Annotated in this window: 23 protein-coding genes; 15 read left to right on the top strand and 8 right to left on the bottom strand. The window is 66.1% G+C overall.

The annotated features are described in order from the left end of the window. Positions 1-318: 318 nt before the first annotated feature. Positions 319-1,947 carry a chaperonin GroEL gene (gene groL / locus ACTODO_RS01855; RefSeq protein WP_003790742.1) on the top strand — a complete coding sequence of 543 codons (1,629 nt, stop codon included), beginning with the start codon at positions 319-321 and terminating at the stop codon, positions 1,945-1,947. A gap of 133 nt (positions 1,948-2,080) precedes the next feature. Here the strand turns inward: groL and ACTODO_RS01850 are convergent, their stop codons facing one another. The 4 genes from ACTODO_RS01850 to ACTODO_RS01835 form a co-directional block, all read right to left on the bottom strand. Beyond that, positions 2,081-2,374 (bottom strand): WXG100 family type VII secretion target, encoded by a 294-nt coding sequence (locus ACTODO_RS01850; RefSeq protein WP_034465355.1) that lies wholly within the window; start codon positions 2,372-2,374, stop codon positions 2,081-2,083. Between the two features lie 219 nt (positions 2,375-2,593). Next, positions 2,594-3,556, bottom strand: coding sequence for an HD domain-containing protein (locus tag ACTODO_RS01845; protein WP_003790738.1), 963 nt, complete (start codon positions 3,554-3,556; stop codon positions 2,594-2,596). Positions 3,557-3,731: 175 nt separating this feature from the next. Beyond that, complete coding sequence (locus ACTODO_RS01840; RefSeq protein ID WP_003790736.1) at positions 3,732-5,198, bottom strand: sensor histidine kinase; 1,467 nt, start codon at positions 5,196-5,198, stop codon at positions 3,732-3,734. A gap of 1 nt (position 5,199) precedes the next feature. Then, the gene (locus ACTODO_RS01835) at positions 5,200-5,922 is read right to left on the bottom strand and encodes a response regulator transcription factor (protein ID WP_003790734.1); all 723 of its coding nucleotides are present in this window, start codon (positions 5,920-5,922) and stop codon (positions 5,200-5,202) included. 129 nt (positions 5,923-6,051) lie between these two features. Between ACTODO_RS01835 and ACTODO_RS01830 the strand changes: the two genes are divergently transcribed. The 9 genes from ACTODO_RS01830 to ACTODO_RS01790 all read left to right on the top strand — a co-directional run bounded on the left by ACTODO_RS01830 (position 6,052) and on the right by ACTODO_RS01790 (position 14,548). Beyond that, on the top strand, positions 6,052-6,552 hold the full coding sequence (locus ACTODO_RS01830; RefSeq protein ID WP_003790733.1) for a PH domain-containing protein: 501 nt from the start codon (positions 6,052-6,054) through the stop codon (positions 6,550-6,552). Next, positions 6,549-8,108: a PH domain-containing protein gene (locus ACTODO_RS01825; RefSeq protein ID WP_003790731.1), complete on the top strand. Its 1,560-nt coding sequence runs from the start codon at positions 6,549-6,551 to the stop codon at positions 8,106-8,108. Before ACTODO_RS01830 ends, ACTODO_RS01825 begins: the two co-directional genes overlap by 4 nt. Positions 8,109-8,133: 25 nt before the next feature. After that, a complete protein-coding gene (locus tag ACTODO_RS01820; RefSeq protein ID WP_003790729.1) occupies positions 8,134-9,021 on the top strand; it encodes a Rossmann-like and DUF2520 domain-containing protein in 888 nt (295 codons plus the stop codon). Positions 9,022-9,153: 132 nt separating this feature from the next. Then, positions 9,154-10,107, top strand: coding sequence for a pantoate--beta-alanine ligase (gene panC / locus ACTODO_RS01815; RefSeq protein ID WP_003790727.1), 954 nt, complete (start codon positions 9,154-9,156; stop codon positions 10,105-10,107). Beyond that, positions 10,104-10,538, top strand: coding sequence for an aspartate 1-decarboxylase (panD, locus tag ACTODO_RS01810; protein WP_003790725.1), 435 nt, complete (start codon positions 10,104-10,106; stop codon positions 10,536-10,538). The genes panC and panD overlap by 4 nt, the downstream gene beginning before the upstream one ends. A 182-nt stretch (positions 10,539-10,720) precedes the next feature. Next, positions 10,721-11,599: a carbohydrate ABC transporter permease gene (locus ACTODO_RS01805; RefSeq protein ID WP_003790723.1), complete on the top strand. Its 879-nt coding sequence runs from the start codon at positions 10,721-10,723 to the stop codon at positions 11,597-11,599. Continuing rightward, a complete protein-coding gene (locus ACTODO_RS01800; RefSeq protein WP_003790721.1) occupies positions 11,586-12,431 on the top strand; it encodes a carbohydrate ABC transporter permease in 846 nt (281 codons plus the stop codon). The genes ACTODO_RS01805 and ACTODO_RS01800 overlap by 14 nt, the downstream gene beginning before the upstream one ends. Positions 12,432-12,461: 30 nt before the next feature. After that, positions 12,462-13,784 (top strand): ABC transporter substrate-binding protein, encoded by a 1,323-nt coding sequence (locus ACTODO_RS01795; RefSeq protein WP_003790719.1) that lies wholly within the window; start codon positions 12,462-12,464, stop codon positions 13,782-13,784. Between the two features lie 68 nt (positions 13,785-13,852). Further along, positions 13,853-14,548 (top strand): PIG-L deacetylase family protein, encoded by a 696-nt coding sequence (locus ACTODO_RS01790; protein ID WP_003790716.1) that lies wholly within the window; start codon positions 13,853-13,855, stop codon positions 14,546-14,548. Between the two features lie 95 nt (positions 14,549-14,643). On the opposite strand, the gene ACTODO_RS01785 is transcribed toward ACTODO_RS01790, so the two are convergent. Continuing rightward, positions 14,644-16,017: a 6-phospho-beta-glucosidase gene (locus ACTODO_RS01785; RefSeq protein ID WP_208853677.1), complete on the bottom strand. Its 1,374-nt coding sequence runs from the start codon at positions 16,015-16,017 to the stop codon at positions 14,644-14,646. Positions 16,018-16,093: 76 nt separating this feature from the next. Between ACTODO_RS01785 and ACTODO_RS01780 the strand changes: the two genes are divergently transcribed. Then, positions 16,094-16,981 carry a carbohydrate kinase family protein gene (locus ACTODO_RS01780; protein ID WP_034511825.1) on the top strand — a complete coding sequence of 296 codons (888 nt, stop codon included), beginning with the start codon at positions 16,094-16,096 and terminating at the stop codon, positions 16,979-16,981. Positions 16,982-17,037: 56 nt separating this feature from the next. Further along, entirely contained in the window at positions 17,038-18,657 is a 1,620-nt protein-coding gene (locus ACTODO_RS01775; RefSeq protein ID WP_003790710.1) for a lysine--tRNA ligase, read from the top strand. Between the two features lie 83 nt (positions 18,658-18,740). Here ACTODO_RS01775 and ACTODO_RS01770 read toward each other — a convergent pair whose 3' ends face one another. Beyond that, on the bottom strand, positions 18,741-19,682 hold the full coding sequence (locus tag ACTODO_RS01770) for a sugar-binding transcriptional regulator (RefSeq protein ID WP_003790707.1): 942 nt from the start codon (positions 19,680-19,682) through the stop codon (positions 18,741-18,743). A gap of 314 nt (positions 19,683-19,996) precedes the next feature. Here ACTODO_RS01770 and ACTODO_RS01765 point away from each other — a divergent pair, with 314 nt between their 5' ends. The 3 genes from ACTODO_RS01765 to ACTODO_RS01755 all read left to right on the top strand — a co-directional run bounded on the left by ACTODO_RS01765 (position 19,997) and on the right by ACTODO_RS01755 (position 23,149). Continuing rightward, entirely contained in the window at positions 19,997-20,782 is a 786-nt protein-coding gene (locus ACTODO_RS01765) for an MIP/aquaporin family protein (protein WP_003790706.1), read from the top strand. A gap of 152 nt (positions 20,783-20,934) precedes the next feature. Continuing rightward, on the top strand, positions 20,935-22,455 hold the full coding sequence (gene glpK / locus ACTODO_RS01760) for a glycerol kinase GlpK (protein WP_003790702.1): 1,521 nt from the start codon (positions 20,935-20,937) through the stop codon (positions 22,453-22,455). 121 nt (positions 22,456-22,576) lie between these two features. After that, positions 22,577-23,149: a PIN domain-containing protein gene (locus ACTODO_RS01755; protein WP_003790700.1), complete on the top strand. Its 573-nt coding sequence runs from the start codon at positions 22,577-22,579 to the stop codon at positions 23,147-23,149. A gap of 107 nt (positions 23,150-23,256) precedes the next feature. Here the strand turns inward: ACTODO_RS01755 and ACTODO_RS01750 are convergent, their stop codons facing one another. Both ACTODO_RS01750 and ACTODO_RS01745 read right to left on the bottom strand, forming a co-directional pair. Beyond that, positions 23,257-23,982 carry a PspA/IM30 family protein gene (locus ACTODO_RS01750; protein WP_034511820.1) on the bottom strand — a complete coding sequence of 242 codons (726 nt, stop codon included), beginning with the start codon at positions 23,980-23,982 and terminating at the stop codon, positions 23,257-23,259. Positions 23,983-24,090: 108 nt separating this feature from the next. After that, positions 24,091-26,178 carry a coiled-coil domain-containing protein gene (locus tag ACTODO_RS01745; RefSeq protein ID WP_003790696.1) on the bottom strand — a complete coding sequence of 696 codons (2,088 nt, stop codon included), beginning with the start codon at positions 26,176-26,178 and terminating at the stop codon, positions 24,091-24,093. Between the last annotated feature and the right edge of the window lie 16 nt (positions 26,179-26,194).

Here is a 26,194-nt window from a genome sequence, read left to right as displayed (position 1 = left end):
CGCCCGTGAGCCGTCCGCGCCGCGAGCTTCGCTCGGCGCGTCGTCTCGAAGCCCGGCCAGGCCCCGCCGCCACCCACGGGCGCTGTAGCCAGGCCCCGCGGTCCTGCCCGGCCTCGTCGTGGATTGTTACGCCCTGAGCGCAGCGGGCTCAAGCCTCGTGACCTCGCCTTGCACTCTGGGATGGTGAGTGCCAAAATCGTAGTTAGCACTCCGACATGGAGAGTGATAAGACCACCGGTTCGATGAGGCCACCTCAAAAGCGTGGCCGTCCGTCGCGGGCATCGAACCCGATCCGCATCGCGGAAGGACACATTTTCAATGAGCAAGATCATCAAGTTCGATGAGGATGCCCGTCGTGGCATGGAGAACGGCCTCAACCTGCTGGCCGACACCGTCAAGGTGACGCTTGGCCCCAAGGGCCGCAACGTCGTGCTGGACAAGAAGTGGGGCGCCCCCACGATCACCAAGGATGGCGTCTCCGTCGCTAAGGAAATCGACCTCGACGATCCGTTCGAGCGCATCGGTGCCGAGCTGGTGAAGGAAGTCGCCAAGAAGACCGACGACGTCGCGGGTGACGGCACCACCACCGCGACCGTTCTGGCCCAGGCGCTGGTCCACGAGGGCCTGCGTAACGTCGCCGCCGGCTCCAACCCGATCGCCCTTAAGCGCGGCATCGACCAGGCCGTCGAGGCCATCGTTGAGCAGCTTCACGTGGACGCCAAGCCCGTCGAGACCACCGAGCAGATTGCGGCCACGGCCTCCATCTCCGCCAACGATCCCGCCATCGGCAAGCTCATCGCCGAGGCCTTCGAAAAGGTCGGCGCCGAGGGTGTCGTCACCGTCGAGGAGACCAACTCCTTCGACACCACCCTGGAGACCACCGAGGGTATGCGCTTCGACAAGGGCTACCTGTCGGCCTACTTCGTGACCGACCAGGAGCGCCAGGAAGCCGTCCTCGAGGACGCCTACGTCCTCCTCATGGACTCCAAGATCTCTAACGTCAAGGACATCGTCCCCGTCCTGGAGAAGGTCATGCAGACCGGCAAGCCCCTCGCGATCATCGCCGAGGACGTCGAGGGCGAAGCCCTCGCCACGCTGGTTGTCAACAAGATCCGCGGCACCTTCAAGTCCGTGGCTGTCAAGGCCCCCGGCTTCGGCGAGCGCCGCAAGGCGATGCTGCAGGACATGGCTATCCTGACGGGCGGCCAGGTCATCTCCGAGACCGTCGGCCTCTCCCTTGAGAACGCTGACCTTGAGCTGCTGGGCCGTGCCCGCAAGATCGTTGTCTCCAAGGACGAGACCACCATCGTCGAGGGCGCTGGCGACAAGGACATGCTGGATGCCCGCGTGCGCCAGATCCGCCAGGAGATCGAGAACACCGACTCCGACTACGACCGCGAGAAGCTGCAGGAGCGCCTCGCCAAGCTGGCTGGCGGCGTCGCCGTCATCAAGTCCGGCGCGGCCACCGAGGTTGAGCTCAAGGAGCGCAAGCACCGAATCGAGGACGCCGTTCGTAACGCTCGCGCGGCTTCCGAAGAGGGCCTGGTCGCCGGCGGCGGCGTCGCCCTGATCCAGGCTGCCACCGTGGCGCTGCCCAAGCTCGACGCCCTCACCGGCGACGAGGCGACCGGCGTCAACATCGTGCGCCTGGCCATCTCTGCCCCGCTCAAGCAGATCGCTGAGAACGCGGGCGTCGAGGGCGGCGTGGTTGCTGACCGCGTTGCGAACATGGAGCCCGGCCACGGCCTGAACGCCGCGACCGGCGAGTACACCGACCTCATGGCCGCCGGCATCTCTGACCCGGTCAAGGTCACCCGTTCTGCGCTGCAGAACGCTGCGTCGATCGCAGGCATGTTCCTGACGACCGAGGCCGTTGTCGCCGACAAGCCCGAGGCTCCGGCCGCCGGTGGCGACGACGCTGGCGCTGGCATGGGCGGCATGTACTGATCCGCTCGGTGTTAAGCTGATCCGCCTGGGGGCGGGACTCGTGAGGGTCCCGCCCCCAGGCGTTTCTGTCTGTCTGCGCCGGTGTGCCACACGGTCGTGGCGCCTCGCGAGGAAAGGGGCGTAGTGCGCGGTGTCAGACCCCCGCAAACAGGGAAGCGGAATGTGTCTCTGCGTCGGCGTAGGTGGAGGCTGCGACCTGCATCTGCGAGGAGATCGCATCCAGGGCGTCGTGTGTCTGCGCCTGGATGCCCTGCCACTGGGTGATAGTCGCCTGGAAGTTCACCTGCGCCCCGCCGGTCCACGTGTCCTGAAGGGCGAGCAGCTGGGCCATCATCGTGTCCACTTCGGTGCGGATGGTGGATGCGGTTGTGCAGGCCTGCGCGGAGGCAGCAGCAATTTGTTCGGCGTCGACGGCGTATGCGGTCATGATGTCACTCCTTTGTGGGACCCCGGGTGGGTCCGTCGACATCGACGCTACGCGCATGAAGAAGTGTGATCCAGGCAGAAACGAAACCTTGTGGATAACCGCCCGCGCCGAAAAGTGCCTGTGGATAGCCCAAGGTATACCCGTGCGACTCACGCGCGAGGTGCCGCCGACCACGGGCGCACTGAGCAGCCCGAGCAGGCAAAGACAGCCGCGGCCTCGTCAGTCGGACGTGGGAAGGTCCAGGGATTCGACGGCGGACTCAAGGGAGGAGGTGGCCTCCTCGTCCTCGTCCGAGTCGGTGTCTTCCTCGATCTTGCGGGGCAGGACGCCGGTGGACGTGGCCTCGTCGTCCGGGGAAGCAACGGGGATGCACTTCTTGATCGAACGGCGCTTGATGATCAGCGTGCCGGTTGTCGTCGTGGAGTCCTCCACGACCTCGTCGGTGTCGTCCGCATCCTCGGTGTCGTCCGTGTCCTCGGCCTGGGCGGCCTGGCACAGCTGGGCCTTCTCGCGCTCGAGGCGGGTGAGCTCAACCTCGAGGTTTGCGCGGGCGGTGTCCTCCCACGCGGAGCCGAGGGGGGACTGGTAGATCGTCTCGTAGCTCAGGAGCTTCTTGACGAGTGCCATACGAGCCTTGGTGAACTGCAGGTCGTTGAGCTCGCTGAGTTCGGCGCGTAGCGACGTGCGGAGTTTCTTGTAGTCCTGCGGGCTGCAGGCCAGGACCGCTAGGTCCGCGTCGACAAGCACCTGCGCGTCGAAGTCGGTGCGAGGCGCGCGGTGGCGCGTGAGGAACGCGATCAGCTCGTCGATGCGGGCGACGACTTCCTCGGGCACACCGAGGTTGGTGAGGCGGTTGTGCGCGTGATCGATGCAGCGGGTGGAGGCGAAGTTCGCTTGGAACCCGCCGAGCTTGATGTCGAGGGCCTTGTTGAGGAAGGCGCCGTGGTACCACGCGGCGACACGCAGGATGTCGGGATCGTGCGCGGACGACGAGATTTCATCGATATGGGTGAGCGTGTTCATGAGCCGACGCACGTTGTGCAATTGGCGTTCGGGCGCGCTCCAGCGCTCCGCGAGGTCGACGCTTTCGGTTTCGAGGTCTGACCGGGTCGCGGTTGCGCCGATTTGCTGCATGGCGTCAACGAAAGACGTCAGCAGCCACTGAGGTGCTTGAGCACCCATGGGCCACTCTCCTTGCTGAGGAATACCCGATCCATGCTAGTGCGCTTTTGAGCGAAGGTCACGTTCGTTGATAAAAAATCGGGGAAAATCCCGATGGATCTCGTGAAACTGTCAGGTGAGAAATGGCGAAAACTGAGCGAAAAAGCCGTGTGCGCTGATCGGTGCGTTACGTCGTTCACGCTGTGGGGAGTTCGATGCGAACGGTGAGGCCGCCGCCTTTCGTTTTGGTGAGCGATGCGTTGCCCTTGTGAGCTGTGAGGATGCCGGAGACGATTGCGAGGCCGAGGCCGGAGCCCCCGGACTTGCGGTTGCGCGATGTGTCCGCGCGGTAGAAGCGTTCGAAGACGCGTCCGCGGTCAGTTTCGTCGATGCCGGGCCCGTGGTCACGCAGTTCGACGATCGCGGTGTCGCCGCTGCGTCCGAGCGCGATTTCGACGGGGGAGCCTTCAGGGGTGTAGCGCACGATGTTGCCGATGAGGTTGGTGAAGACCTGCGAGAGGCGGTCGCGGTCACCGGGGACGATGAGGGTCATCGGGGGAGTGCGGCTGTTGATGCCGGTGAGGCCGACCGTGCGCGTGGGGTCGAGGGCTTGGAGGTCGAAGACGGCGTTATCGGCGAGCTTGACGAGGTCGATGTCGGTGATCTCGAGGGGGCGGCCTTCGTCGAGGCGGGCAAGGGTGAGGAGGTCTTCGACGAGGGTGGCCATGCGCGAGGATTCGGAAGCGATGCGCCCCATGACTTCCTCGATGCGCTCGGCGGGCACCCCGCCCATAGCGTAGAGCTCGCAGTAGCCGGAGATGGCTGCGAGGGGGGTGCGCAGCTCGTGGGAGGCGTCGGAGACGAATCGTTTGATCTTTTGTTCCGAGGCCTGGCGGGCTTCGAAGGATTGCTCGACCTGGGTGAGCATGGCGTTGAGCGAGAGTGAGAGTGAGCCGACCTCGGTCGTGGGAGGGTGCGGGGTGACGCGCTTGGTGAGGTCGCCGGCGGCGATCTTTCCGGCGGTGGATTCGATGGAACGCAGGGGGAGGAGGGCGCGGCGCACGAGGACGCGCCCGGTCCAGCCCCCGATGAGGACGATGATGATGCCGGCGACCGCGAAGTACGAGGCCGTGGTGCGCAGGGTGTGCTGCATGTCCGACAGGGGCAGGGCGATCGTCATGTATCCGGAGAACAGGCCGGAGTCCTGCTCGTACACGGGGACGACGAGGGCGCGCCAGCCGAGGCCGGCCTTGGAAGAGGAGACGGTGACCGGGAGGGTGCGGAAGGATGAGATGGGCGCGGAGCTCGTGTCGACGAGTTCGGGCAGGTTGGGCTTGCCCGAGGCCTTGAGGGTGTCCTCCGAGTAGAAGTACCGATCGCCCCCGGCGGTGTCGTGGATGTGAATGTAGTAGAGGGTGGGGATGCCGCCCTGGCCGTCGGCAGAGAAGGTTGCCGCCGATCCGGAGATCTGCATGGTGTGCGCGGTGGCGACGAGCTGGTCGTCGATCTGGGAGGTGAGGTGGCGCTGGAGGAGGCCGATCATGACCGTGCCGGACAGGGATAGTCCGATGGCCAGGAGCAGCGTGATGAGCGTGACGAGCTGCGCGGATAGCGGCTTGGAGTCCCACCACGCCTCGATGCGTTGGGCCAGGCTACGGTGCACGTCAGTCCTCAGCGCGCAGGATGTAGCCGACCCCACGCTTGGTGTGGATCAGCTCCCCGGAGGCCCCCTCGACGGCGAGTTTGCGCCGCAGGTAGGAGATGTAGGACTCGACGATGGCGACTTCGCCGTCCCAGTCGTATTCCCACACGTGGTCGAGGATCTGCATCTTGGAGACGACGCGCCCCGCGTTGATGACGAGGTAGCGCAGGAGCTTGAATTCGGTGGGGGACAGGTCGATGGGTACGCCGGCGCGCGTGACTTCGTGGGCGTCCTCGTCGATGACGAGGTCTCCGACGCGCAGGAACGCGTCGTCTTCTTCGGAGCCCATGGTGCGGCGCAGGATGGCGCGGATGCGGGCGACGACCTCTTCGAGGCCGAAGGGCTTAGTGACGTAGTCGTCGCCGCCGACGGTCAGGCCTTGGATCTTGTCGCGCATGTCGTCGCGCGCGGTGAGGAAGAGGACCGGGGTGGTGATGCCGGCGTCGCGCAGGCGCCTGGTGACGGTGAAGCCGTCCATGTCGGGGAGCATGACGTCGAGGACAATGAGGTCCGGGCGCGAGGCCTGGGCTTCGTGAAATGCGCCGCTGCCATCCTCGGCGGTGATGACGTCGAAGCCGGCGAAACGCAGGGAGGAGGCGAGGAGGTCGCGGATGTTGGGCTCGTCGTCGACAACGAGCAGTTTTGCTTCGGTTCCCGGGGTGCTCATGGAACTAGTGTCGCCCATGTGTCTGAATGTTTCCTGTGAGGTGGGTGGGAGTAGTGGGCGTTGCTTCTATTCGCTTCGTCACCTCGGTTGGTCGCGCAGAAATAAAGGACAAGAAAAGGCGCGGAAAAGATGTGCAAGAATTGAAGCATGTTATCCCAGAACTCAGCGGACGTCATGTCTCCCGACGGCGTCGAATTCCAGCACGTGTCCCCTAAACTCGCGACCCTGCGCCTCGGTAACGCCCTCGCGCTGTGCGGCGTCCTGTGCGGAGCGATTTCCGCGCTCGTCCTCATCGTCGATATTCCGGCGCTGTGGTGGCTCATGCTCGTGCCCGCCGCCATTGCACTCTTCTGCTTGTGGCTCGTGCCCGCCCAGGTGCGCGCCCTGCGCTACGCACTGGCTGACACGGACTTTGTGATCCGCCGCGGCGTCTTTAGTCGCTCGCTGACCCTCGTGCCCTACGGTCGCATCCAGTATGTCGACATCTACCAGGGCCCCGTGCTGCGCCTGCTTGGCATCTCGACGATCAAGCTGTCGACCGCGAGCGCGCAGACGGATGCGACGCTGAGCGGTGTGCCCGTCGCGGATGCAGCCCGTCTGCGTGACGTCCTGGCGGAGCGCGGCTCGGCGGAGCTGATGGGCCTATGAGCGCGGACCTCTCCTCCGACGGCATCGCTCCCGAGGACTGGCAGCCGCTTCACCCACTCACCTACGTTCCCCGCGTCGTGGGAAGTGTCACGGGTATCGTCGGTGCGGTGTCCCTAAGCAACGCCTCCGCGATCGGGCGCATGCTCAACGGTGAGACGCCGCAGTGGTTTGAAACCACCGGCATCTTCCTTGGTCTTCTGATGATTGCGGGCATCGTCCTCGCCATCGCGGGCGCCTACTGCTACCTGGCGTGGACGAAGACTCGCTACGCGGTGAGCAATACGGCGATCTGGTACCGCGCCGGCATCCTCAAGCGTACGCAGCGCCACGCGCGGCTGACGCGCATCCAGACGATCAACGTGTCCTACTCGCTCGTCGGTCGCCTCCTGCGCCTGGGGTATCTGGACATCGAGGTCGCCGGCGGCACTGACTCGAGCATCAAGCTGGGCCTGCTGCCCGCGCAGTGTCTCGAGGAGCTGCGCGCCCTCCTTCTCGCGCTCGCGTCGGGCGCGATCGACGAGGTCGTGGATCCTGCGGACGTTACCGGCGCTTCGGCCCGCGTGGCGACGGCGAAGACGCCGCTGGAGGCCCCGGAGCGTCCCGTTTTCACGGTCGGCTTCGTGAAGCTCCTGGCGTCCATGCTGGCGACCATCGACAATGCGATCGCGCTGTTCTTCGGCATCTTCCTCCTGGGGCTCAACGGCTTCCTCGTGGGTGTCGTCGGGGTGACGTCGATCATGAGTTTCCTGGGCATCCTGGCGGGCGCGTTCAGCCTCCTGGTGGGCGTCTGGGCGCGTTTTGATCGAGAGTTCGGCTTTACCGCGGCGATCGCTGCCGACGGCGTGCGTATCGACCGTGGCCTGACGGCTCGCCGTCACGTGACGATCCCTCCGGGGCGCATCCACGCCATCGAGGTGAGCCAGCCGCTGATCTGGCGACTGTTTGGCTGGTATCGCGTGGAGATCACGCAGGCTGGCAACGCGGCGCACACGACGGACGAGAAGAACAAGGGCATGCAGGTGGATGTGGCCTCCGACGTGCTGCTTCCCGTCGGCAGCCGCGTGGAGGCCATCCAGGCGATCGCGATGGCGATCCCCGACCTGGGGGTCGAGGACCCCGACAGCTTCCTCGAGTCCCTCCGCGCCGGCACGGGCGAGGACCGCTGGATGACACCGATCCCGCATAGCGCGAGGATCCTGGATCCTCTCGTGTACAAGCGCCGTGCCTTCGGCCTGACCGATGCCGTGTTCGCGATCCGCGACGGCTTCTTCAACCTGCGCTTCTCGATCATCCCGCTGACGCGCATCCAGTCTGTGTCCCTGCATCAGGGGCCCATTCAGCGCTGGCGCCGCGTCGCCTCCGTGCGCGCCGCGCTGGTCCCCGGACCGGTGGCATCCATGGCCGAGCACGTCGAGGTGGGCCGCTCGCTGGAGCTGTGGGCGCAGCTGTCGCAGGCCTCGAAGGTCCGCCGCGAGGCCGAGGCTCCCGAGCGCTGGCTCTCGCGCGTCACCGAGATCGTCGAGGCGACCTCGCAGCGTGCGGAGGGCGACAAGTAGCCCGGTGATCGGCGACAATGGAGCCATGAGTACCCCCGGACGCCTCGGAATCGGCATCATCGGCATGGGCCACGTCGGGCCCGTCATCGGCTCTGCGCTGCGCGCGGTCGGCCACCAGATCGTTGCCGTCTCCGCGTCCTCGAACGCCTCGCGCGAGCGCGCCGACGCGATGCTGCCCGGCGTGCCGATCGCCACGCCCGAGGAGGTCGTGCGACGCTCCGAGGTGGTCATCGTGGCCGTCCCTGACGACCAGATTGGCCCCCTTGTGAGCGGCCTGGCCGACCTGGGCGCCTGGCAGAGTGGGCACATCGTCATTCACCTGTCGGGTGCCTCCGGCGTGGGGCTGCTCGGCGCCGCCGCGGGCGCGGGAGCGATCCCGCTCGCCATCCACCCGGCGATGACCTTCACCGGTACCAGCGTCGACGTGGCGCGCCTCGTGGGCACGCCCTTCGCTGTGACGGCCGCGGCCCCCTTCCTGCCGATCGCCCAGGCTCTCGTCGTCGAAATGGGTGGCGAACCCGTCGTCGTCGCTGAGGAGGACCGACCCCTCTACCACGCGGGTCTCGCCCACGGTGCGAACTTCATCGCCGGAATCACCGTGCAGACAACGCGCATTTTGGCCGAGGCCGGCATTGAAAACCCCGCCCTCTACGTGCGCCCCCTCCTCGAGGCCGCCCTCGACCGTGCCCTCACCGAGGGGGTCGCGGGTATCTCCGGGCCCGCCGCCCGCGGGGACGCGGGAACGATCGCCGCACACGCGCGCTGCCTGGGGGCCCGGGAGGATCTCGCCGGGGAACGCGACACCTACGCGGACATGACCCGTGCCCTGACCCGCCTGCTGCGCGACGCACGTCTCCTCGACGAACGGGCCGCCACCAGCGTCGAGGCCGCCCTCCTCGACCCGGACGCCTGATCATCACACACCCAACGAGCCCAAAACGCGGGAGAGAGAACGCGCGCAACCCCGGCCTCGTCGCGAGAACGCGAGGCGTGAGGAAAGCGACTCGATGACGCACCGGCGGGCCGAAGTTGCAAGAATAGAACTATGACTCACCGTCCTGTCCTGACCCACACGCGTGCCGAGTTGGCCGATGCGCTGTCGCGCCTGCCTGGCACGAAGGCACTCGTGATGACCATGGGTGCTCTCCACTCCGGGCACCTGCAGCTCGTGCGCGAAGCCCGCGAACTGGCCGATCACGTGATCGTCACAATCTTCGTCAACCCGACGCAGTTCGCGCCCGGCGAGGACTTCGACGCCTACCCGCGCACCCTGGATGCGGACATGGAAGCCCTCGAGACGGTGGGTGCGGACCTTGTGTGGGCACCTGCGCCCCAGGACGTGTACCCCACGCCCGCGACCGTGACAATCGACCCGGGCCCCATCGCGCGCGTTCTCGAAGGTAAGACGCGCCCCACGCACTTCGCGGGTGTCGCGCTCGTGTGCACGAAGGTTGTCAACCTTGTGCGCCCCGACGTGGCCCTGTACGGACAGAAGGACGCCCAGCAGCTGGCCGTCCTGCGTACCGTTTTCTCCCAGCTGGATATCCCCGTGCGCGTTCACCCCGTGCCGATCGTGCGCGCCGAGGACGGGGTCGCCCTGTCCAGCCGTAACCAGTACCTGAGCGACGATGAGCGCATCCGCGCCCGTGCCCTCTCGCGCGCGCTTCGTCGCGGCGCCGAGGCCGCCGAGGCTGGAGCCAAGCCCGCGCAGATCGTCGCCGAGTGCCGCTCGGTTATCGACGCCGAGGGCGGCATTGACCTGGACTACATCGCGCTCGTGGACGCGGGGACTTTCGAGATTCTCGCGGGCACCGAGTCCGTGCCCGTCGGCGAGGGTACTGCCGCGCCCACGATCCTGTCGGACGGCTCGCGTGAGGGACGTATCCTCATCGCCGCCAAGGTGGGCACGACGCGCCTCATCGACAACATGGAGGTGCCGCTGCGCGACGCCTCCGGTTCCACCGGCCGTCTCGCCGAACGCGCGGGGGACCTCGCATGATGGAAATGACCCGCGAGATGGCTATCGGCAAGATCCATCGCGCCGTCGTCACCGGCGCCGACCTGCACTACGTCGGCTCGATCACGGTGGACGAGGACCTGCTGGACGCCGCGAACATCGTGCCCGGACAGAAGGTCGACATCGTCGACGTCAACAACGGTGAGCGCCTGTCGACCTACACGATCGCGGGTGAGCGAGGCGGCGGCACGATTCAGCTCAACGGCGCGGCCGCCCACAAGGTGAGCGTCGGTGACCTCGTCATCATCATGGCCTACGCCCAGGTGCCCGAATCCCTCGTGCGTACGATTAAGCCCTCCGTCGTCTTCGTCGACGGCTCCAACAAAATCGTGAGCGCCGGCGACCACGCGGGAAGCGTCCCCGAGGACTCACCCCGTGCCCGCGAGCTGGGGCTGAAAAGCTCCGGCGTCTGATTGACACGCCGGTAGGAGCGCCCACTCAGCTGAGTGGGCGCTCCCTTGTTTTGCCTCGTTTTGTGCACCTTTGCTCGTTTGACGGCATGCGATGTTCACAATTGTCCATACCTTGTCTTCGCCCGGCGCTGATGCGCCCGTCACACCTATCCTCGAAGAACCGAACGAAAGGAAGGTGGGGCATGAGCAAGCGAGCGTCTCGCACGCGCCACGCACTCGTCGGATACGCGTTCCTGTCGCCCGCCCTCATCGGCGTCCTCATCTTCATGGTTGTGCCCATCGGTGTCATCATGTGGGTGAGCCTGTACCGGTGGGACCTCATCGGGGATACGCGATACGTGGGCCTGGCCAACGTCACGAACGTACTGAGCGACCCGTCCTTCCTGTCGTCCCTGCGCACGACGATTCTCTTCGTCCTCCTCGTGGTCCCCATCCAGATCATCCTGGGCCTCCTCCTCGCGAACCTACTGACGAAGGGCGTGCGAGGAACCGTCGTCTATCGCACGCTCATCGTCATTCCGTGGATCGCGCCTCCGCTGGCCCTCGGCGTCGTCTGGTCGTGGATCTTCGCCCCCACCGGTGGTCTTCTTTCCGCGCTGGCGGGCACGCGACTAGAAATTCTCGTGTCGCCCACCTGGGCGCTGCCCGCGGCGGCTTTCGTCGTCGTCTGGTCGAACGTGGGGTACACGGCTCTCTTCTTCATCGCCGGATTGCTCGCGATCCCGCGTGAGCTCACCGAGGCCGCGACCGTGGACGGGGCATCCTCCTCGCAGGTGTTCTGGCACATCAAGATGCCTCTCCTGCGCCCGACCTTCTTCTTCGTCTCGGTCACCTCCGTGATCTCGGTCTTCAACGTTTTCGATCAGATCTACGCCCTCACCAAGGGAGGCCCATCCGGCTCCACCGAGGTCCTCGCCTACCTGATCTACAAGGAGGCCTTCGAGACCGGAAACGTCGGCCGCGCCGCAGTCATGGCGTGCGTGATGATGCTGCTCCTCATGGGACTGACGCTGGCCCAGAACCTGTACTTCCGGAAGAGGACCACGTATGAGCTCGTCTAAGTTGCACTCGCGTCGGCCCTGGTGGTCGACCCTGGGGATCTACGCGGGGCTCTCGCTGGCCGCGTTCATCATGGTCGTCCCGCTCCTCTTCAGCTTTGTCACGGCCTTTAAGTCGCCGCAGGACTTCGCCTCGCACTCGCCCTTCGCGCTGCCTTCCCCGCCCTCCCTGGCCTCGTTCCAGGCGATCCTCACGGGACGGGTCAACTTCGGCGACGCGATCATCACGACGCTTCTCATGGTCGTGGTGATGGTCGTCGGGCAGCTGGTGTCCTCCGTGCTGGCCGCCTACGCGTTCGCCCGCATTGAGTTCCCGGGGCGCGAGGTCATCTTCTGGCTCTTCCTGGGCACCATGATGATTCCGGCGTCGGTTCTCGTCATCCCGCTGTACCTCATGATGGCCAAGATGGGGCTCAACAACACCTTCTGGGGCATCGTCCTCCCCTTCGTGTTTGCGTCGCCCTACGCGGTGTTCCTGCTGCGTCAGTCGTTCCGCCAGATCCCCCAGGAAATCATCGACGCGGCGACCATGGACGGCGCCGGGCAGATGCGCATCCTCTTCTCCATCGTCGTTCCCGTGTCGAAGCCGATCATTTCGACGCTCGTGCTCATCACGGTTGTGAGCCAGTGGAACTCGTTCATGTGGCCGCGGATCATTGCCGCGACCAGGCCACGCGTCCTCACGGTTGCGACGGCCGCGCTACAGAGCCAGTACAACGCGAATTGGACGTACGTCATGGCGGCGACGACTATCGCGCTCGTGCCCCTGATCGCTCTGTTCATCGTCTTTCAACGTCACATCGTTGAATCGATTGCCCTGACGGGCATCAAGTAACAACACACCCCATCACAACTGGAGGTCTTCATGAAAAGGCGTTTTGTTACCGCTACCGCTCTGATTGGTGCCGCGTCGATGCTGATGGCCGCCTGCTCGCAGGGTGGCAGCGCGTCGAGCGAGGCGGGCACGTCCCTGACCCTGCGTCTGTGGGATGATCAGGCTGCCCAGGCGTACGAGGCGGCGCTCCCCGAGTTCACCGAGGAAACGGGGATCACGGTCAACGTCGAGGTCGTCCCGTGGTCGGACTACTTCACGGGCCTGCGTTCTGAGCTCGCCGCGGGCACCGGACCGGACGTCTTCTGGTCCAACACGAACAACTACACGGAGTACGCGCGCGGCGGCAAGATCGTCAACATCGACGAGGAATTCCCCGCCTCCGAGCGCGACGGCTGGCTTCAGGGCGCCATCGATCAGTACACGGTTGACGGAAAGCTCTACGGTGTCCCGGTCCTCACCGACCCGTCGATCGCGGTGTACTACAACAAGTCGCTGCTGGACGCGGCCGGCGTGAGCATCGAGGACCTGCAGAACCTGTCGTGGGACCCGAGCGCCTCCACCGACTCTCTGCGAGAGATCACCCGAAAGCTGACGCTGGACTCGTCGGGCCGCAACGCGGCTGACCCTGCATTCGACGCGGACCACATCGTCCAGTACGGATACAACGCCGCGCTGGATGGCCAGGCCATGCTCATTCCGTACCTGGGGTCGGCCGGTGCCACCCTGCAGGACGCGAGCGGTCGCTTTACGTTTGCGAGTCCCAAGGGCGACGCCGCGGTCGGCTACCTGGTGGACCTGATCAACAAGGAGCACGTGGCCCCCTCGGCGGCCGACACGAACGACAACGGCGACTTCAGCCGCGACCAGTTCCTGCAGGGCAAGATCGCTCTGTTCCAGTCCGGTTCCTACAACCTGGCGAATGTGGCCGAGGGCGCTTCCTTCGAGTGGGGCCTGGCTCCCCAGCCGAAGGGTCCCGCCGGTGCCGTGACGGTCGGTAACTCCGTCGTCGCCGCCGGTTCGACGGCGAGCGCGAACCCCGAGGCTCAGCACAAGCTGCTGGCGTGGCTGGCTGGCAAGGACGGAGGTGCCGCACTGGGCAAGACCGGCGCCGGCTTCCCCGCGAACGAGAATGCCCAGGCGACGTGGACCGCGTACTGGTCGGACAAGGGCGTCGACACTTCGGTGATGGCGAAGACTCCTTCGGGCACGATCATGGCTCCCTTCGGCGCGAAGCTGGGCGCGGCAATGGACGCGTACAACGGCGTGCTCAAGGAGGTCTTCCTGGGACGCACCGGCGTACATGAGGGCGTCCAGGCCGCTCAGGACGCCGCCAACGCGGCGATTGATCAGTAGCCGTCACAGACTCGGGACAGGCGCCGGCGGGACATGATCTCGCCGGCGCCTCGGTAAGGAGTACACGAATGGATACCGTGCTGGGCATTTACGCCCACCCCGATGATGCGGATGTGGACGCGGGCGGGACACTCGCTCGCTTCGCGCGCGAAGGGTCGAGAGTTGTCGTCGCAGTCGTCACGGACGGTGACGCGGGAGGCTCCGACCAGGATCTGCATCAGCAGATGGGGGAGTTGCGTCGCGATGAACAGCGCCGCGCGTGCGAGCAACTCGGCGTCACGGAGCTCGTCTTCTTCGACGGCTACCCCGACGGGATGGTGCCCCTGTCCCACGGCCTCGTGCGCGATATCGTCGCCCTCATTCGGCGAGTGAAGCCGAACCTGATCCTCACCCTCTCGCCCGAATACAACTGGTCGTCCATCTACGCCAATCACCCGGACCACCGGGCCGTGGGCGCCGCGGTCACGGATGCCGTCTACCCGGCCGCGCGCAACCCCTTCGCGTTCCCCGAGCTACTCGACGAGGGCCTGGACCCCCACGTGGTCGAAGAAGTGTGGTTCCAGGGGGGCCCGTTGACGAACCACGTCGTCGAGCTGGACCAGGCAGACGTCGAGGCCAAGGTCAGGGCGGTGCGCGAGCACGTCACCCAATTCGACGACCTCGACCGGATGGAGTCCTGGATCCGACAGGGCACCCGCGACGCGGGGAAGCCCCACGGCTACGCGGGGGGAGAAGAGTTCTTCCGCTGGGACACGCGCGGGTGATCTCCCGACACCCGGCGTGCCCCTGAGACTGTGCGTCGGCCTCGTCCGTACGAGGCAGGGGCACAGTGCGTTGATGGGCGGGGGGACGGCGCCCCTCAGTCGAAGGCAGCGGCGACCAGTGGGTTTGTGCGGATCGCCTGGTCGAGCACGTCGCGCGCGACGTTGACCGAGTCGACCAGGGGGTGCAGCGCCAGCGCCTGCCACGCGAGGCTGCGGTCGTGCTCGCGGGCGGCGTCGATGACGAGATTCTCGCAGGCCTTCACGGATTGGACGAGGCCGAGAGCGGCCCCTTCCAAGGGAGCGACCGGAATCGGATGGACGCCCGAGGCGTCGACGTCGCAGGGAACCTCGACGACGTCCGCGTCGCGCAGCGTCGGAATCGAGGAGAATCCACCATCGCCGTTACCGACGTTGAGGATCATGCGCGCCGGAGTATTCGTAGCGAGCGCCTTCATGAGGTCGAGGGCCACCTTTTGGTAGCCGCCGCCCGCAATGTCCTCGGCGCGCCTGCCGGAACGCTCGTCGACGTCGCGGGCCTCGGCCATGTAGGTCGCCTCGCGGTCGGCGAGGGCATCGATCCACGTCTGTCCCGCCTGCTCGGGGTCCGCGAGGACGGCGTTGTAGAAGGCTTCCTGCTGATCGCGCAGGTACTCGCCGCGGGTTTGGTCCTGGTGGATGCGGGCCATGGCTTCGCGATGACAGTAGTAGTAGAACAGGTATTCGTTGGGCAGGGCGCCCAGCGCGCGAATCCAGTCCGTGCCGATGGCGCGGGATTCTTCCATGGATCCTAGGGCCGCCTCGTCGGCGAAGAGACGCGGGAGGATGTCGCGGCCGTCGACTGAGAGGGAGCGTAGCCAGCCAAGATGGTTGAGACCGACGTAATCGAAGGACACGTCGGTGCGCTCCTCATCGGCAACGCCCAGGGCGTTCAGCGTGCGGTTGACGAGGCCAATGGGGGTGTCGCAGATGCCGACGACGCGCTCGCCGAGCACGGAACGCATCGCCTGGGTGATGATGCCGGCTGGGTTCGTGAAGTTGATGAGCCAGGCGCCCGGGCACAGGCGCTTGGCGGCGCGTGCCAGCTCGAGTGCCGGTCCGAGCGAGCGGAACGCGTAGCAGTAGCCGCCCACGCCGACGGTCTCCTGGCCGAGCAGCCCGTGATCGAGGCCGCAGTGCTCGTCGAGGACCCTTCCGCAGGTGCCGCCCACGCGCATCGCGGAGAAGACGAAGTCGGCTCCCGGAAGCGCCTCGTTGATGTCGGTCGTCGCACGAACGGTCGGGGAGTGCGGGAAGTCAAGTGAGGACAGCACGGCCATCATTGCGTCGAGCCTGCGCGCGTCGGTGTCGTACAGGATGACGCGGTCGACGTCGAGGGACGCGTAAGCTCCCTGACCCGACCGCGAACGTGCCAAGACGTCGATCATCGCGGGGACCCGGAAGCCCCCTCCTCCGACGATGGTGAGCTGCATGGCGGGCATCCTCTCTGGATACGTATAGTGGTGGCTCAGTGGCATATTGTAGTCGCGCTCACGTCTAGGAGGACCCGTGGCATCTCGAGTACCCGCCGCATCTCAGTTCGCGGTGTACGGTCCGACGTTCCTTGACGTCGTCATGGGGCCCCTCGACGGGCCTCCGGTTCCGGGTTGCGAGGCCTGGGTGGAGGGAGCTCTCATGTGCGCGGGCGGCGCGGCGAATCAGGCGATTGCGCTGGCTCGCCTGGGTGCGCCGGTACGCCTGCACAGCCGCGTGGGCGTCGATCAGATGGGCGTGTTCGTCGATGAGATGCTCGCGCGCGAGGGCGTGGACACCTCGTCGTGCGAGCGCGTGGGCGATCAAAACGTCACCGTCTCCCTGTCCTTCGACGGCGATCGCGCGATGACCACGCGCGGGACGACCGCGTTGCCCCGCTTGGGAGGCGACGCGCCGGGGTGCCTGCTCGCGGACGTGCGGGGGATCGGCGCGAACAGTGAGGTCGTGTCCTCCTGGCGCGCTCGCGGCACCTGGGTGCTGGCGGACACGGCATGGGACGAGGCCGGGGCCTGGGACGAGGCCGACCTGGAGGCCTTGCACCTGGCTGACGTGTGCACGCCCAACGAGGAGGAGGCGCTCGCCTACGCGCGCACCGACGCCGTGGAGGACGCCGCGCGGTGGTTCGCGTCCTTTGAGTGCGACTGCGTGGTCACCTGCGGCAAGAACGGCGTGATCGCGTGCGTCGACGGACAGATCCTGCGCGTGCCAGCACCCGCCGTGAACGCTGTGGATACGACGGGCGCGGGGGATGTCTTTTCGGCGGCGCTGGCCTGGGCGCGCCGAGCTCGCCGCATGCCGTGGCCCGAGGCGCTCGCCCTCGCCTGCGCGGCCGCCGCACACTCCACGCAGGGGATCGGCGGATCCTCCTCGGCCCCCTACGTGGCCGACCTCCCGGGTGCGTGAGCGGCCCGACCGGGCCCCTGCCTCGTCACGAGGCCAAATCCCGGTACGATAGGCGCATGACCGATTCTTCTTCCACGCCCACGCAAGCACCCGCAGACGACACCCCCGAGCAGGTCAAGGTTCGCGCGGCCAAGCGCGCGCGCCTCATGGAGGCCGGCATCCCCGCCTACCCCGTGCGCCTGCCGATCACGACCACCATCAAGGCGGTGCGTGAGAAGTACGCCCACCTCGAGGCCGGCGAAGAAACCGAGGACTACGTGGGCCTGGCGGGCCGCGTCATCCTCGCGCGCAACGGCGGCAAGCTCTGCTTCGCAACCCTCATGGACGGTGAGGGCAACAAGATCCAGGTCATGCTCTCGGCCGCCTCCGTCGGCGCCGAGTCCCTGGCCGCCTACAAGAACGACGTCGACCTGGGCGACCACCTCTTCGTCCACGGCCGCGTGATCTCCTCGCGCCGCGGCGAGCTGTCGATCTTCGCGACCCCCGCCGAAGTCACGCCCGAGGCCCAGGCCGAGTACGACGCCGCGCCCACCGCGCTGCCCGCCCCCGACGCCTCGTGGGCCATCGCCTCCAAGGCGATCCGCCCCCTGCCCAAGACCTGGACCACCGAGGACGGCGAAGAGATCACCCTGTCCGAGGATCAGCGCATCCGCCGCCGCGAGCTCGACCTGATCACGCGCCCCGCCGCGCGCGACATGGTCCGCATCCGCGCGGCCGTCAACCGCTCGATCCGCGAGAACTTCTTCCGCCGTGACTACATCGAGCTCGAGACGCCGATGCTGCAGATGATCCACGGTGGTGCGGCTGCCCGCCCCTTCACGACGCACATGAACGCGCTCGACACCGATCTCTACCTGCGCATCGCGACCGAGATCTACCTCAAGCGCGCGGTCGTCGGCGGCGTGGACCGCGTCTTCGAGATGAACCGCAACTTCCGCAACGAGGGCATGGACTCCTCGCACAGCCCCGAGTTCACCTCCCTGGAGGCCTACGAGGCCTACTCGGACTACAACGGCATGGCTGAGCTGACCCGCGACCTCATCCAGCAGGCCGCGCGCGACGCCTTCGACCTGTCCGAGGGCGAGGAAATCGTGCGTCTGGCCGACGGCACCGAGTACGACCTGTCGGGCGAGTGGGATCGCATCGACCTGTACGGCTCCACCTCCGAGGCCCTGGGTGAGGAGGTCACGGTGGAGACGCCGCGCGAGACCCTCGTCAAGTACGCGGAGCGCATCGGCCTGGAGGTCGACGACTACGCCGTGTCCGGCAAGATCGTCGAAGACATCTTCGAGGAGCTCGTCGCCTCCAAGCTGTGGGCGCCGACCTTCGTCTACGACTTCCCGGAGGACACCTCCCCGCTGACCCGCTACCACCGCTCGCGCCCCGGCCTCACCGAAAAGTGGGACCTGTACGTGCGCGGCTTCGAGACGGGCACCGCATACTCCGAGCTGGCCGACCCGGTCGTCCAGCGCGAGCGCTTCGAGGCGCAGGCCCTCGCGGCTGCCAACGGCGACCCCGAGGCCATGGTCATGGACGAGGACTTCCTCATCGCCATGGAGCAGGGCTTCCCGCCGTGCGGCGGCATGGGCATGGGCATCGACCGTCTGCTCATGGTCCTCACCGGCCAGGGCATCCGCGAGACGATCCCGTTCCCGCTGGTCAAGCGCCTGGGCTGATCTGAGTCGATGAAAGGGCCTCGGCCTCGTTCCCATCGTGGACGAGGCCGAGGCCCTTTCTTGCTCGTCGGTGTCTCCCCGGCTCAGATGTAGGAGCGGCGGCGAGTCATGCGCGTGTGAACGAGGTCGAGGAGCTCGTGCGCGGCCCCGTCGTCGAGGACGAGGTCGGTGGCGACCCCCGCGCGCAGGGCGCCGAGGAGCGGGAGGGCCTTCGAGGCGCCGGAGACGACGCAGAGGCGGCGTGGGATCTTCTTGAGCGTGGCCGGGCTCGGGCCCGAGGCGCGCTCGTTGAGGTGCATGTTCGTGGAGCCGTCCTCGCGGATGAGGACGGTGCACACATCGCCGACGACCCCGTCGTTCTGGGCCGCCGCGATCTCGTTGGGGTCGAGGAAGCCCCCCGAGTAGACGTGGGAGGGGAGGCGGGCAGACATGGAGCCGACGCCGAACAGGGCGACGTCTGCGCTGTCGATCGTGTTGAGGACCGACTGGACGGAGCGTTCGCGCCAGAGCGCCTCTTTGGTGTCCGCGTAGTCGAAGAATGCGGGCACGGGGAAGTTGACGATGCGCCCGCCGATGGCCTTCGCGGCGCGGGCGATGATGGCCTCGGCGTAGGGCATGCCCGACTCGGTGGCGGTGGCCGCTCCGTTGAGCTGGACGACGGTGGAACCCGCAAAAGACACGTGGGGCATGGCCCGCGTCACTTCGGCGGTGGTGTTTCCCCAGGCGATGCCGAGGGTGACGCCGGGGAAGAGCATGTCGATGAGGTGTTCCGCCGCGACGAGCGCAACGTTGTGCAGGCGGTTGACCTCGGTATGGACGTCGTGAACGGGAACGACAGAAACCTGGACGCCGAAGAGGTCGGCAATTTGTCCTGCGAGGGTGCCCTTGAGACCGGGGGAGGCAGACACCGAAATGCGCACCAGGCCGACCTCCCGCGCGTGGGCGAGAAGTCGCGAGACCGAGGAGCGTGATATCTGCAGGTGGCGGGCGATTGTCTCCATCGTCTGCCCCTGGAGGTAGTACATCGAGGCGGCCTCGTGCGCCTGTTCGTCACGTATTGTCACGTTTTCTAGTGTGCCATGCACAAGCGTTCAGATGTGTGACTTTGGGAATTAAAGGGTCTGAAGGGGCGACAAGTATAATGCGTGTCATATGGTCAGGGTCACACGCGAGGGCTTGCACGGATGTGCACTCAGTTTGGGCTAACGTGCATCAAGTGTCATACTGTGATGTGACCCGCGAAGCTTATCCGAGCGGATATTGTTCGACGGTACACAGTTGGCGGTGAAAGAACACCGGTGACCCGGCGCGAAGACGCGTCGGAGAAAGATAGGGAAACATGCTCACAACACTGCTCCCGGCAGCCGCTGATGCGGCTGTCCCCACCACGGGCCAGATTTTCTGGTCTGAGTTCCTCGGCACCACGATCCTGCTGCTCCTCGGTGGCGGCGTCGTTGCTACGAACCTGCTGCCCAAGTCCAAGGGCAAGGGCGGCGGCTGGCTGCTCATCAACTGGGGATGGGGCCTGGCGGTCTTCGCCGGCGTCTACGTTGCGTTCCGCACCGGTGGCCACCTGAACCCCGCGGTGACGATCGCCAAGGTCGTCGCCCACATGTTCGACTCCAACGTCACCCTGGCGGGTGACATTCCCGTCACCGGCACCAACGTCGCGGTCTACATCGTCGCCCAGTTCCTCGGTGCCTTCGCCGGCGCCGTCCTGTGCTGGCTGACCTTCAAGAAGCACTTCGATGAGGATTGCGACCCCGCCCTCAAGCTCGGCGTTTTCTCCACCGGCCCCGAGATCCGTTCCTACGGTTGGAACTGCCTCACTGAGGCCATCGGCACAGCTGTCCTGATCCTGTGGGTCTTCGTCTCCGGCTACACCGAGACCGCGGTCGGCCCCCTCGGCGTCGCGCTCATCATCGTCGTCATCGGTAACTCGCTCGGTGGCCCCACCGGTTACGCCATCAACCCGGCCCGTGACCTCGGCCCCCGTATCGCTCACGCGATCCTGCCGATCAAGGGCAAGGGTGGCTCCGACTGGGGTTACTCCTGGGTTCCCGTCGTCGGCCCGATCATCGGCGCCATCGTCGGCACCGTTCTCTACTACCTCATTCTCGCCTGAGAGTGAGTGCGCGGGCGAGGCCTCCGCGGCCTCGCCCGCGTCACACCCCGCCGCCGGGGTGACATTTTGTGGGACTGCGAAGTCCCGCCCGCCGCGCAGGTGGATCGACGCGGCATACACAACGACGTGATAACGCCTCCGAAAGGACACTCATGACCACCGAAAAGTTCGTTCTCGCCATCGATCAGGGCACCACCTCGACCCGTGCGATCATCTTCAACCACTCCGGTGAGATTATCTCCGTCGGACAGAAGGAGTTCACCCAGATCTTCCCGAACCCGGGCTGGGTGGAGCACAACCCCATTGAAATCTGGGAGACCACCCGCACCGTCGTCGCCGAGGCTCTGCAGAAGGCGGAGATCAACCGCCACAACCTCGCGGCCGTCGGTATCACCAACCAGCGTGAGACCACCGTCGTGTGGGACAAGAACACCGGCGAGCCCGTCTACAACGCGATCGTCTGGCAGGACATGCGTACCTCCGACATCGTCAAGGAGCTCGAGGGTGACGAGGGCCCGGACCGCTTCCGCCAGATCTGTGGCCTGGGTCTGTCCCCCTACTTCTCCGGTTCCAAGATCAAGTGGATCCTCGACAACGTTGAGGGTGCTCGGGAGCGCGCCGAGGCCGGCGACCTGCTCTTCGGCAACACCGACTGCTGGGTCCTGTGGAACCTGACGGGCGGCATCAACGGCGGCGTGCACTGCACCGACGTCACCAACGCCTCGCGCACCATGCTCATGGATATCCGCACCCTTCAGTGGCGTGAGGATGTCTGCGAGATCTTCGGCATCCCCATGTCGATGCTCCCCGAGATCAAGTCCTCCTCCGAGATCTACGGCTACGGACGCAAGAACGGTCTGCTCGTCGACACCCCGATCGCCGGTATCCTCGGCGACCAGCAGGCGGCCACCTTTGGTCAGGCCTGCTTCGAGAAGGGTATGGCGAAGAATACCTACGGTACCGGTTGCTTCATGCTCATGAACACCGGCACCGAGCCCGTCTTCTCCGACAACGGCCTGCTCACCACGGTGGCCTACAAGATCGGCGACCAGCCGGCCGTCTACGCCCTTGAGGGTTCGATCGCCGTCGCCGGTTCGCTGGTCCAGTGGCTGCGTGACAACCTGGGCATGATCGTCAAGTCCTCGGACATTGGCGAGCTGGCCAGCACGGTCGAGGACAATGGTGGGGTCTACTTCGTCCCCGCCTTCTCCGGTCTGTTCGCCCCCTACTGGCGTTCGGATGCTCGCGGCGCGATCGTGGGCCTGACCCGCTACGTCAACAAGGGCCACATCGCCCGCGCTGTCGAGGAGTCGACCGCGTTCCAGAGCGCCGAGGTCCTTGATGCGATGAACGCTGACTCCGGCGTGCCGCTCAAGGAGCTCAAGGTTGACGGCGGCATGACGCACGACGACCTGGTCATGCAGTTCCAGGCCGACCTGTGCGGCGTCGACGTCGTTCGCCCGAAGGTCATCGAGACGACCGCCCTGGGTGCGGCCTACGCCGCCGGTATGGCCGTGGGCTACTGGTCGGGCACTGAGGACGTCGTGGCCAACTGGCAGGAAGGCAAGCGCTGGACGCCGTCCATGGAGCCGGCCGAGCGCGACCGTACCTACCGCCTGTGGAAGAAGGCCGTCACGCGTACGCTCGACTGGGTTGACGACGACGTGAAGTGATTGTCGCCCCATAGAAATTGACGAGGCCGGGGCTGCGTTGAGCAGTCCCGGCCTCGCTCTCTGGTTAAACATAGGACTCAAGGCCGCATAGGTATGGACAATCGTCAGTTACTCTATTCCCATGGAAAACCCTAATAATCAAACAACATATCTCGTTGTAGACGGCGAAAATATCGATGCCACGCTGGGCCTTTCTGTCCTTGATCGTCGCCCGAACCCCGAGGAGCGCCCCCGCTGGGACCGCGTTCTCGAGTGCGCGCATGGCCGATGGGGGCAGAAGGCCAAGGGCCTGTTCTTCCTGAACGGCTCCTCCGGCTTCCTGCCGATGGGCTTCGTCCAGGCGCTCACGGCCATGGACTACTCGGTCATCCCCCTGTCGGGTCCGGCCGACATGAAAGTCGTCGACGTCGGCCTCCAGCGCACCATGGAAGCGATCGCGCAGCTCGGCAGCGGCGATGTCATCCTGGCGAGCCACGACGCCGACTTCCTGCCCCAGATTGAGACTCTCCTCGACCAGGGCCGCCGCGTCGCGGTCATGTGCTTCAAGGAGTTCCTCTCTTCCCAGCTCCACGAGCTGGAGGAGCGAGGCCTGGAGATCATTGACCTCGAATACGATGTGCATGCCTTCCAGGTGCGCCTGCCCAGGCTCCACATCATCGACATCGACGACTTCGATCCGATGTCCTTCCTGTAAACCCTGGCCCCGCGTCCGCGCGTGGATGCGTTGCCACCGACATGACGAACCGGGCGGCCCCTCGCGGGGCCGCCCGGCCTGTCTATGAGCGGCGTTGCCGCATCCGCTCACGCCTGGGTGTTGTTGCCCTTCAGGGCGGCCAGGCGAGCCTCGATCTCCACCTGCGAGGAGTCGGTCTGGAGCTCAGCGAACTGGGCGTCCAGCGAGGAAGCTGCCAGTTCCATCTTGCCCTGGGCGAGGGCCTCCTGCTGGCGCACGCGGTCCTCGAAGCGGCCGAGCTCGCTCGTGGGGTCCAGGATGTTGATCGAGCCGAGGGCCTCCGTCACCTGGGCCTGAGCCTTGGCAGTCTTCTCGCGGGCGATCAGCTGGTCGCGGCGGCTCTTGAGCTCGGAGAGCTTGTCCTTCATCTGAGCGAGGCCGTTCTTGAGGCGCTCGGCGACGTCGCGCTGAGTGGCGAGAGCGGGCTCCTCGGTCTTGATCTCGTTCTCGAACTGGATCTGCTTGCCGAGGGCAACCTTGGCCAGGTTGTCCCACTTGTCGGCTCCGGTCTCGTCGCCGGCGGTGCGCAGGGAGTCAGCCTTCGCGGAAGCGGCGGCGGCCTTCTGGCCCCAGTCAGCAGCGGCCTTGACGTCTTCCTCGTAGTCACGCTCGGCCATGCGCAGGTTGCCCAGGGTCTGAGCGATTGCGTTCTCGGCCTCGATGATCGAGTTGGTGTAGTCGCGGATGAGCTGGTCGATCATCTTCTGCGGATCCTCGGCTTTGTCGAGGAGGGCGTTGATGTTCGCCTTGGCGAGCTGAGCGATACGGCCCAGGATCGTCTGCTTTTCGGCCATGATGTTCTCCTTTGAGATGGTGCGCATCTGCGCGGTTTGGGTTGTTGCGCGTGCGCGCGGGTTGTGAGCGAGGAACGAGCCTCGCAGGTCTTGGAAGTGGATGGTGGACTAGAAGCTACCGGAAGCGGAGGACCAGCCGCCCGAACCCCAGTCGGAGCTGCTCGAGCTCGAGCCCCAGTCGGAGCCGCCGCCGGAAGCGAAGGACCAGCCGGATCCGGACGAGCTGGAACCGCTGTGGAAGGGATCGAAGTCGTCTCGGTGGTGCGAACCGGAATTCGAGAACAGCGTCGACCACAGGAGGAAGTCGCCCAGGGACGAGCCCGTGTAGGACCCGTTGCCCGTGGTGGGCTGCCCCCACGACCCGCCGAAGTTCTGGATGGGGGTCGCCATGACGCTGTCCGCGAGGGCGCGTGCGTTCATTGCGTGCGTTGACGCGGCCTCGGGATCGTCCTCGAGTGACCGGTGGGCGGTGCTCAGGGCGCTCTCAGCGTTGTTCAGGGTCGAACGCAGCTCCAGATCGATGGCTCCACGTCGGCCCTGCACGTAGCGCTGAGCCTGGGAGACTGCGGATTCAGCCAGCGAAATCTGCGCCTCAGCGGCCGCACGAGCCTTCTCGTAGGCCTCCTCCTTGGTGCGCAGCGGCTCGAGTGCCGCGTCCAGAGTGGCCTCGGACATGCGCAGGTGCTCGAGGGCTGCGAGCGGATCGCCCGTGTTCGCCAGGGCCGCCTGGGCCTCGGCGATGGCCGCGTGAGCGTCGGCCACCATCGGGTTAAACACAGCCGGATCCGTGTGCAATTCGTTGACATCGGTGATGTCCGAGGAAATCGAGCTGATCGCCGCGACGAGGCGATCGCGGATCGCGTCCAGGTCGGACTTCGCCGAGAAGATCGCGTCGGTCTGATGGTTGGCCATCGTCAGGGCGCGCAGGGCGGTGTCGAGGGCGCTCGCGGCGTGCGCACGGTCGGTGGACGCGGATGCTTCCGCGGTGTCGAGCGCGGTGCGCGCCGAGGTGAGGAGCGCCGAGGCCTGCTCCGGGTTGTCCTGAAGGGAGGCGAGCATCTGCGCAGGGTAGAGCGCCGAAATGCTGGCCAGCTCTGACTTCGCGCGCTCCAGATCCGTCAGCTCCTCCGCGAGGCGCTCGCGGGCCTCGGCGATTCGCTCGGGGAGCGAGGCCTGCTCGGCGCGCTTCGTTGCGAACGACGCCTGGATGGCGCTGAGCGGGTTCATGTTGGCGCCCAGATCCCGCATGATCGCGGTGGCCAGGCGGAGCTGTTCGGCGGGCAGGGTCGCGGAGTTCATCTGTCCCTGGGCGCTGAAGCCACGCGAGACCGCCGCCTTCCCGGCTTCGATGGCTCGGGCGAATTCGTCTGTGGAACTCAGGCCGAATTGCGCGCGCGCGTAGTTGAGTTCGTCCGTCGCGGTACGCACCTGCTCGTCTGCGGACAGGAGTTGTCGATTCGCTTCCTGAGCGGCACGCGCCGCGCTCTCGGCATCGACCTGTGCGGCCAGCTGGGCCGCGAGCCTGTTGCGACGCGACGAGTGTGCAACTCCGATGGCGACGGCAATGACGCCACCCACGAGCAGCAGGAACATGACGAACATGCCGAAAAGTGATCCGGTGTCGTCGTTGGTCGCGCCGGCGTTGCTCGAGTGACTCGAGCCCGTGGAACTGGAACCCGAACTGGACGTACCGCTCACGAGGGTATTGACGAATGCGTTGACACCGTTGGCGACCGCGGAAGAGGTCAGAGGATTGGGCGTCAACTGGGCCTCGGATGCGCGCACGGCGCTCTGGAGAGAGGAACTCGAGGGGCCGTTGTAGGAACACGCCGCGTCACGGCGCTGCGAGTATGCGATGACGTAGACGACGGTGCCGTTGGTCAGGGAGGAACGCTCGACGGTCTGCTTGCACCAGGAGTCTGCGTCCGTGCCCGAGAAGTTTGCGACCACGACGACCTTGACGGGTTTGCCCGAGGAGGCGGCCCTGCTCGTCGAGGACTCGATGGATGAGCGGTCGGCGCTGGAGAGCCAGCCGTCGGGATCGGTGACCGAATCGCTGATGGACATGGGCGACGCTGCGAGCGCGGGAAGGCCCAGCGCAAGCAGTATCGCTGTCAGAACAGCGATGAGGCTGAAACGGCGGATTCGTGTCACGGGGGCCTCCTGCGATGTGGCGAACCGGTCAACATACACCATGTACGCCGTGTGCGTC

It is taken from the genome of Schaalia dentiphila ATCC 17982 (assembly GCF_000154225.1).
Lineage (GTDB): Bacteria > Actinomycetota > Actinomycetes > Actinomycetales > Actinomycetaceae > Pauljensenia > Pauljensenia dentiphila.
Note: the sequence above shows the minus strand (reverse complement) of the source record. Positions and strands in the feature narration are given on the sequence as shown.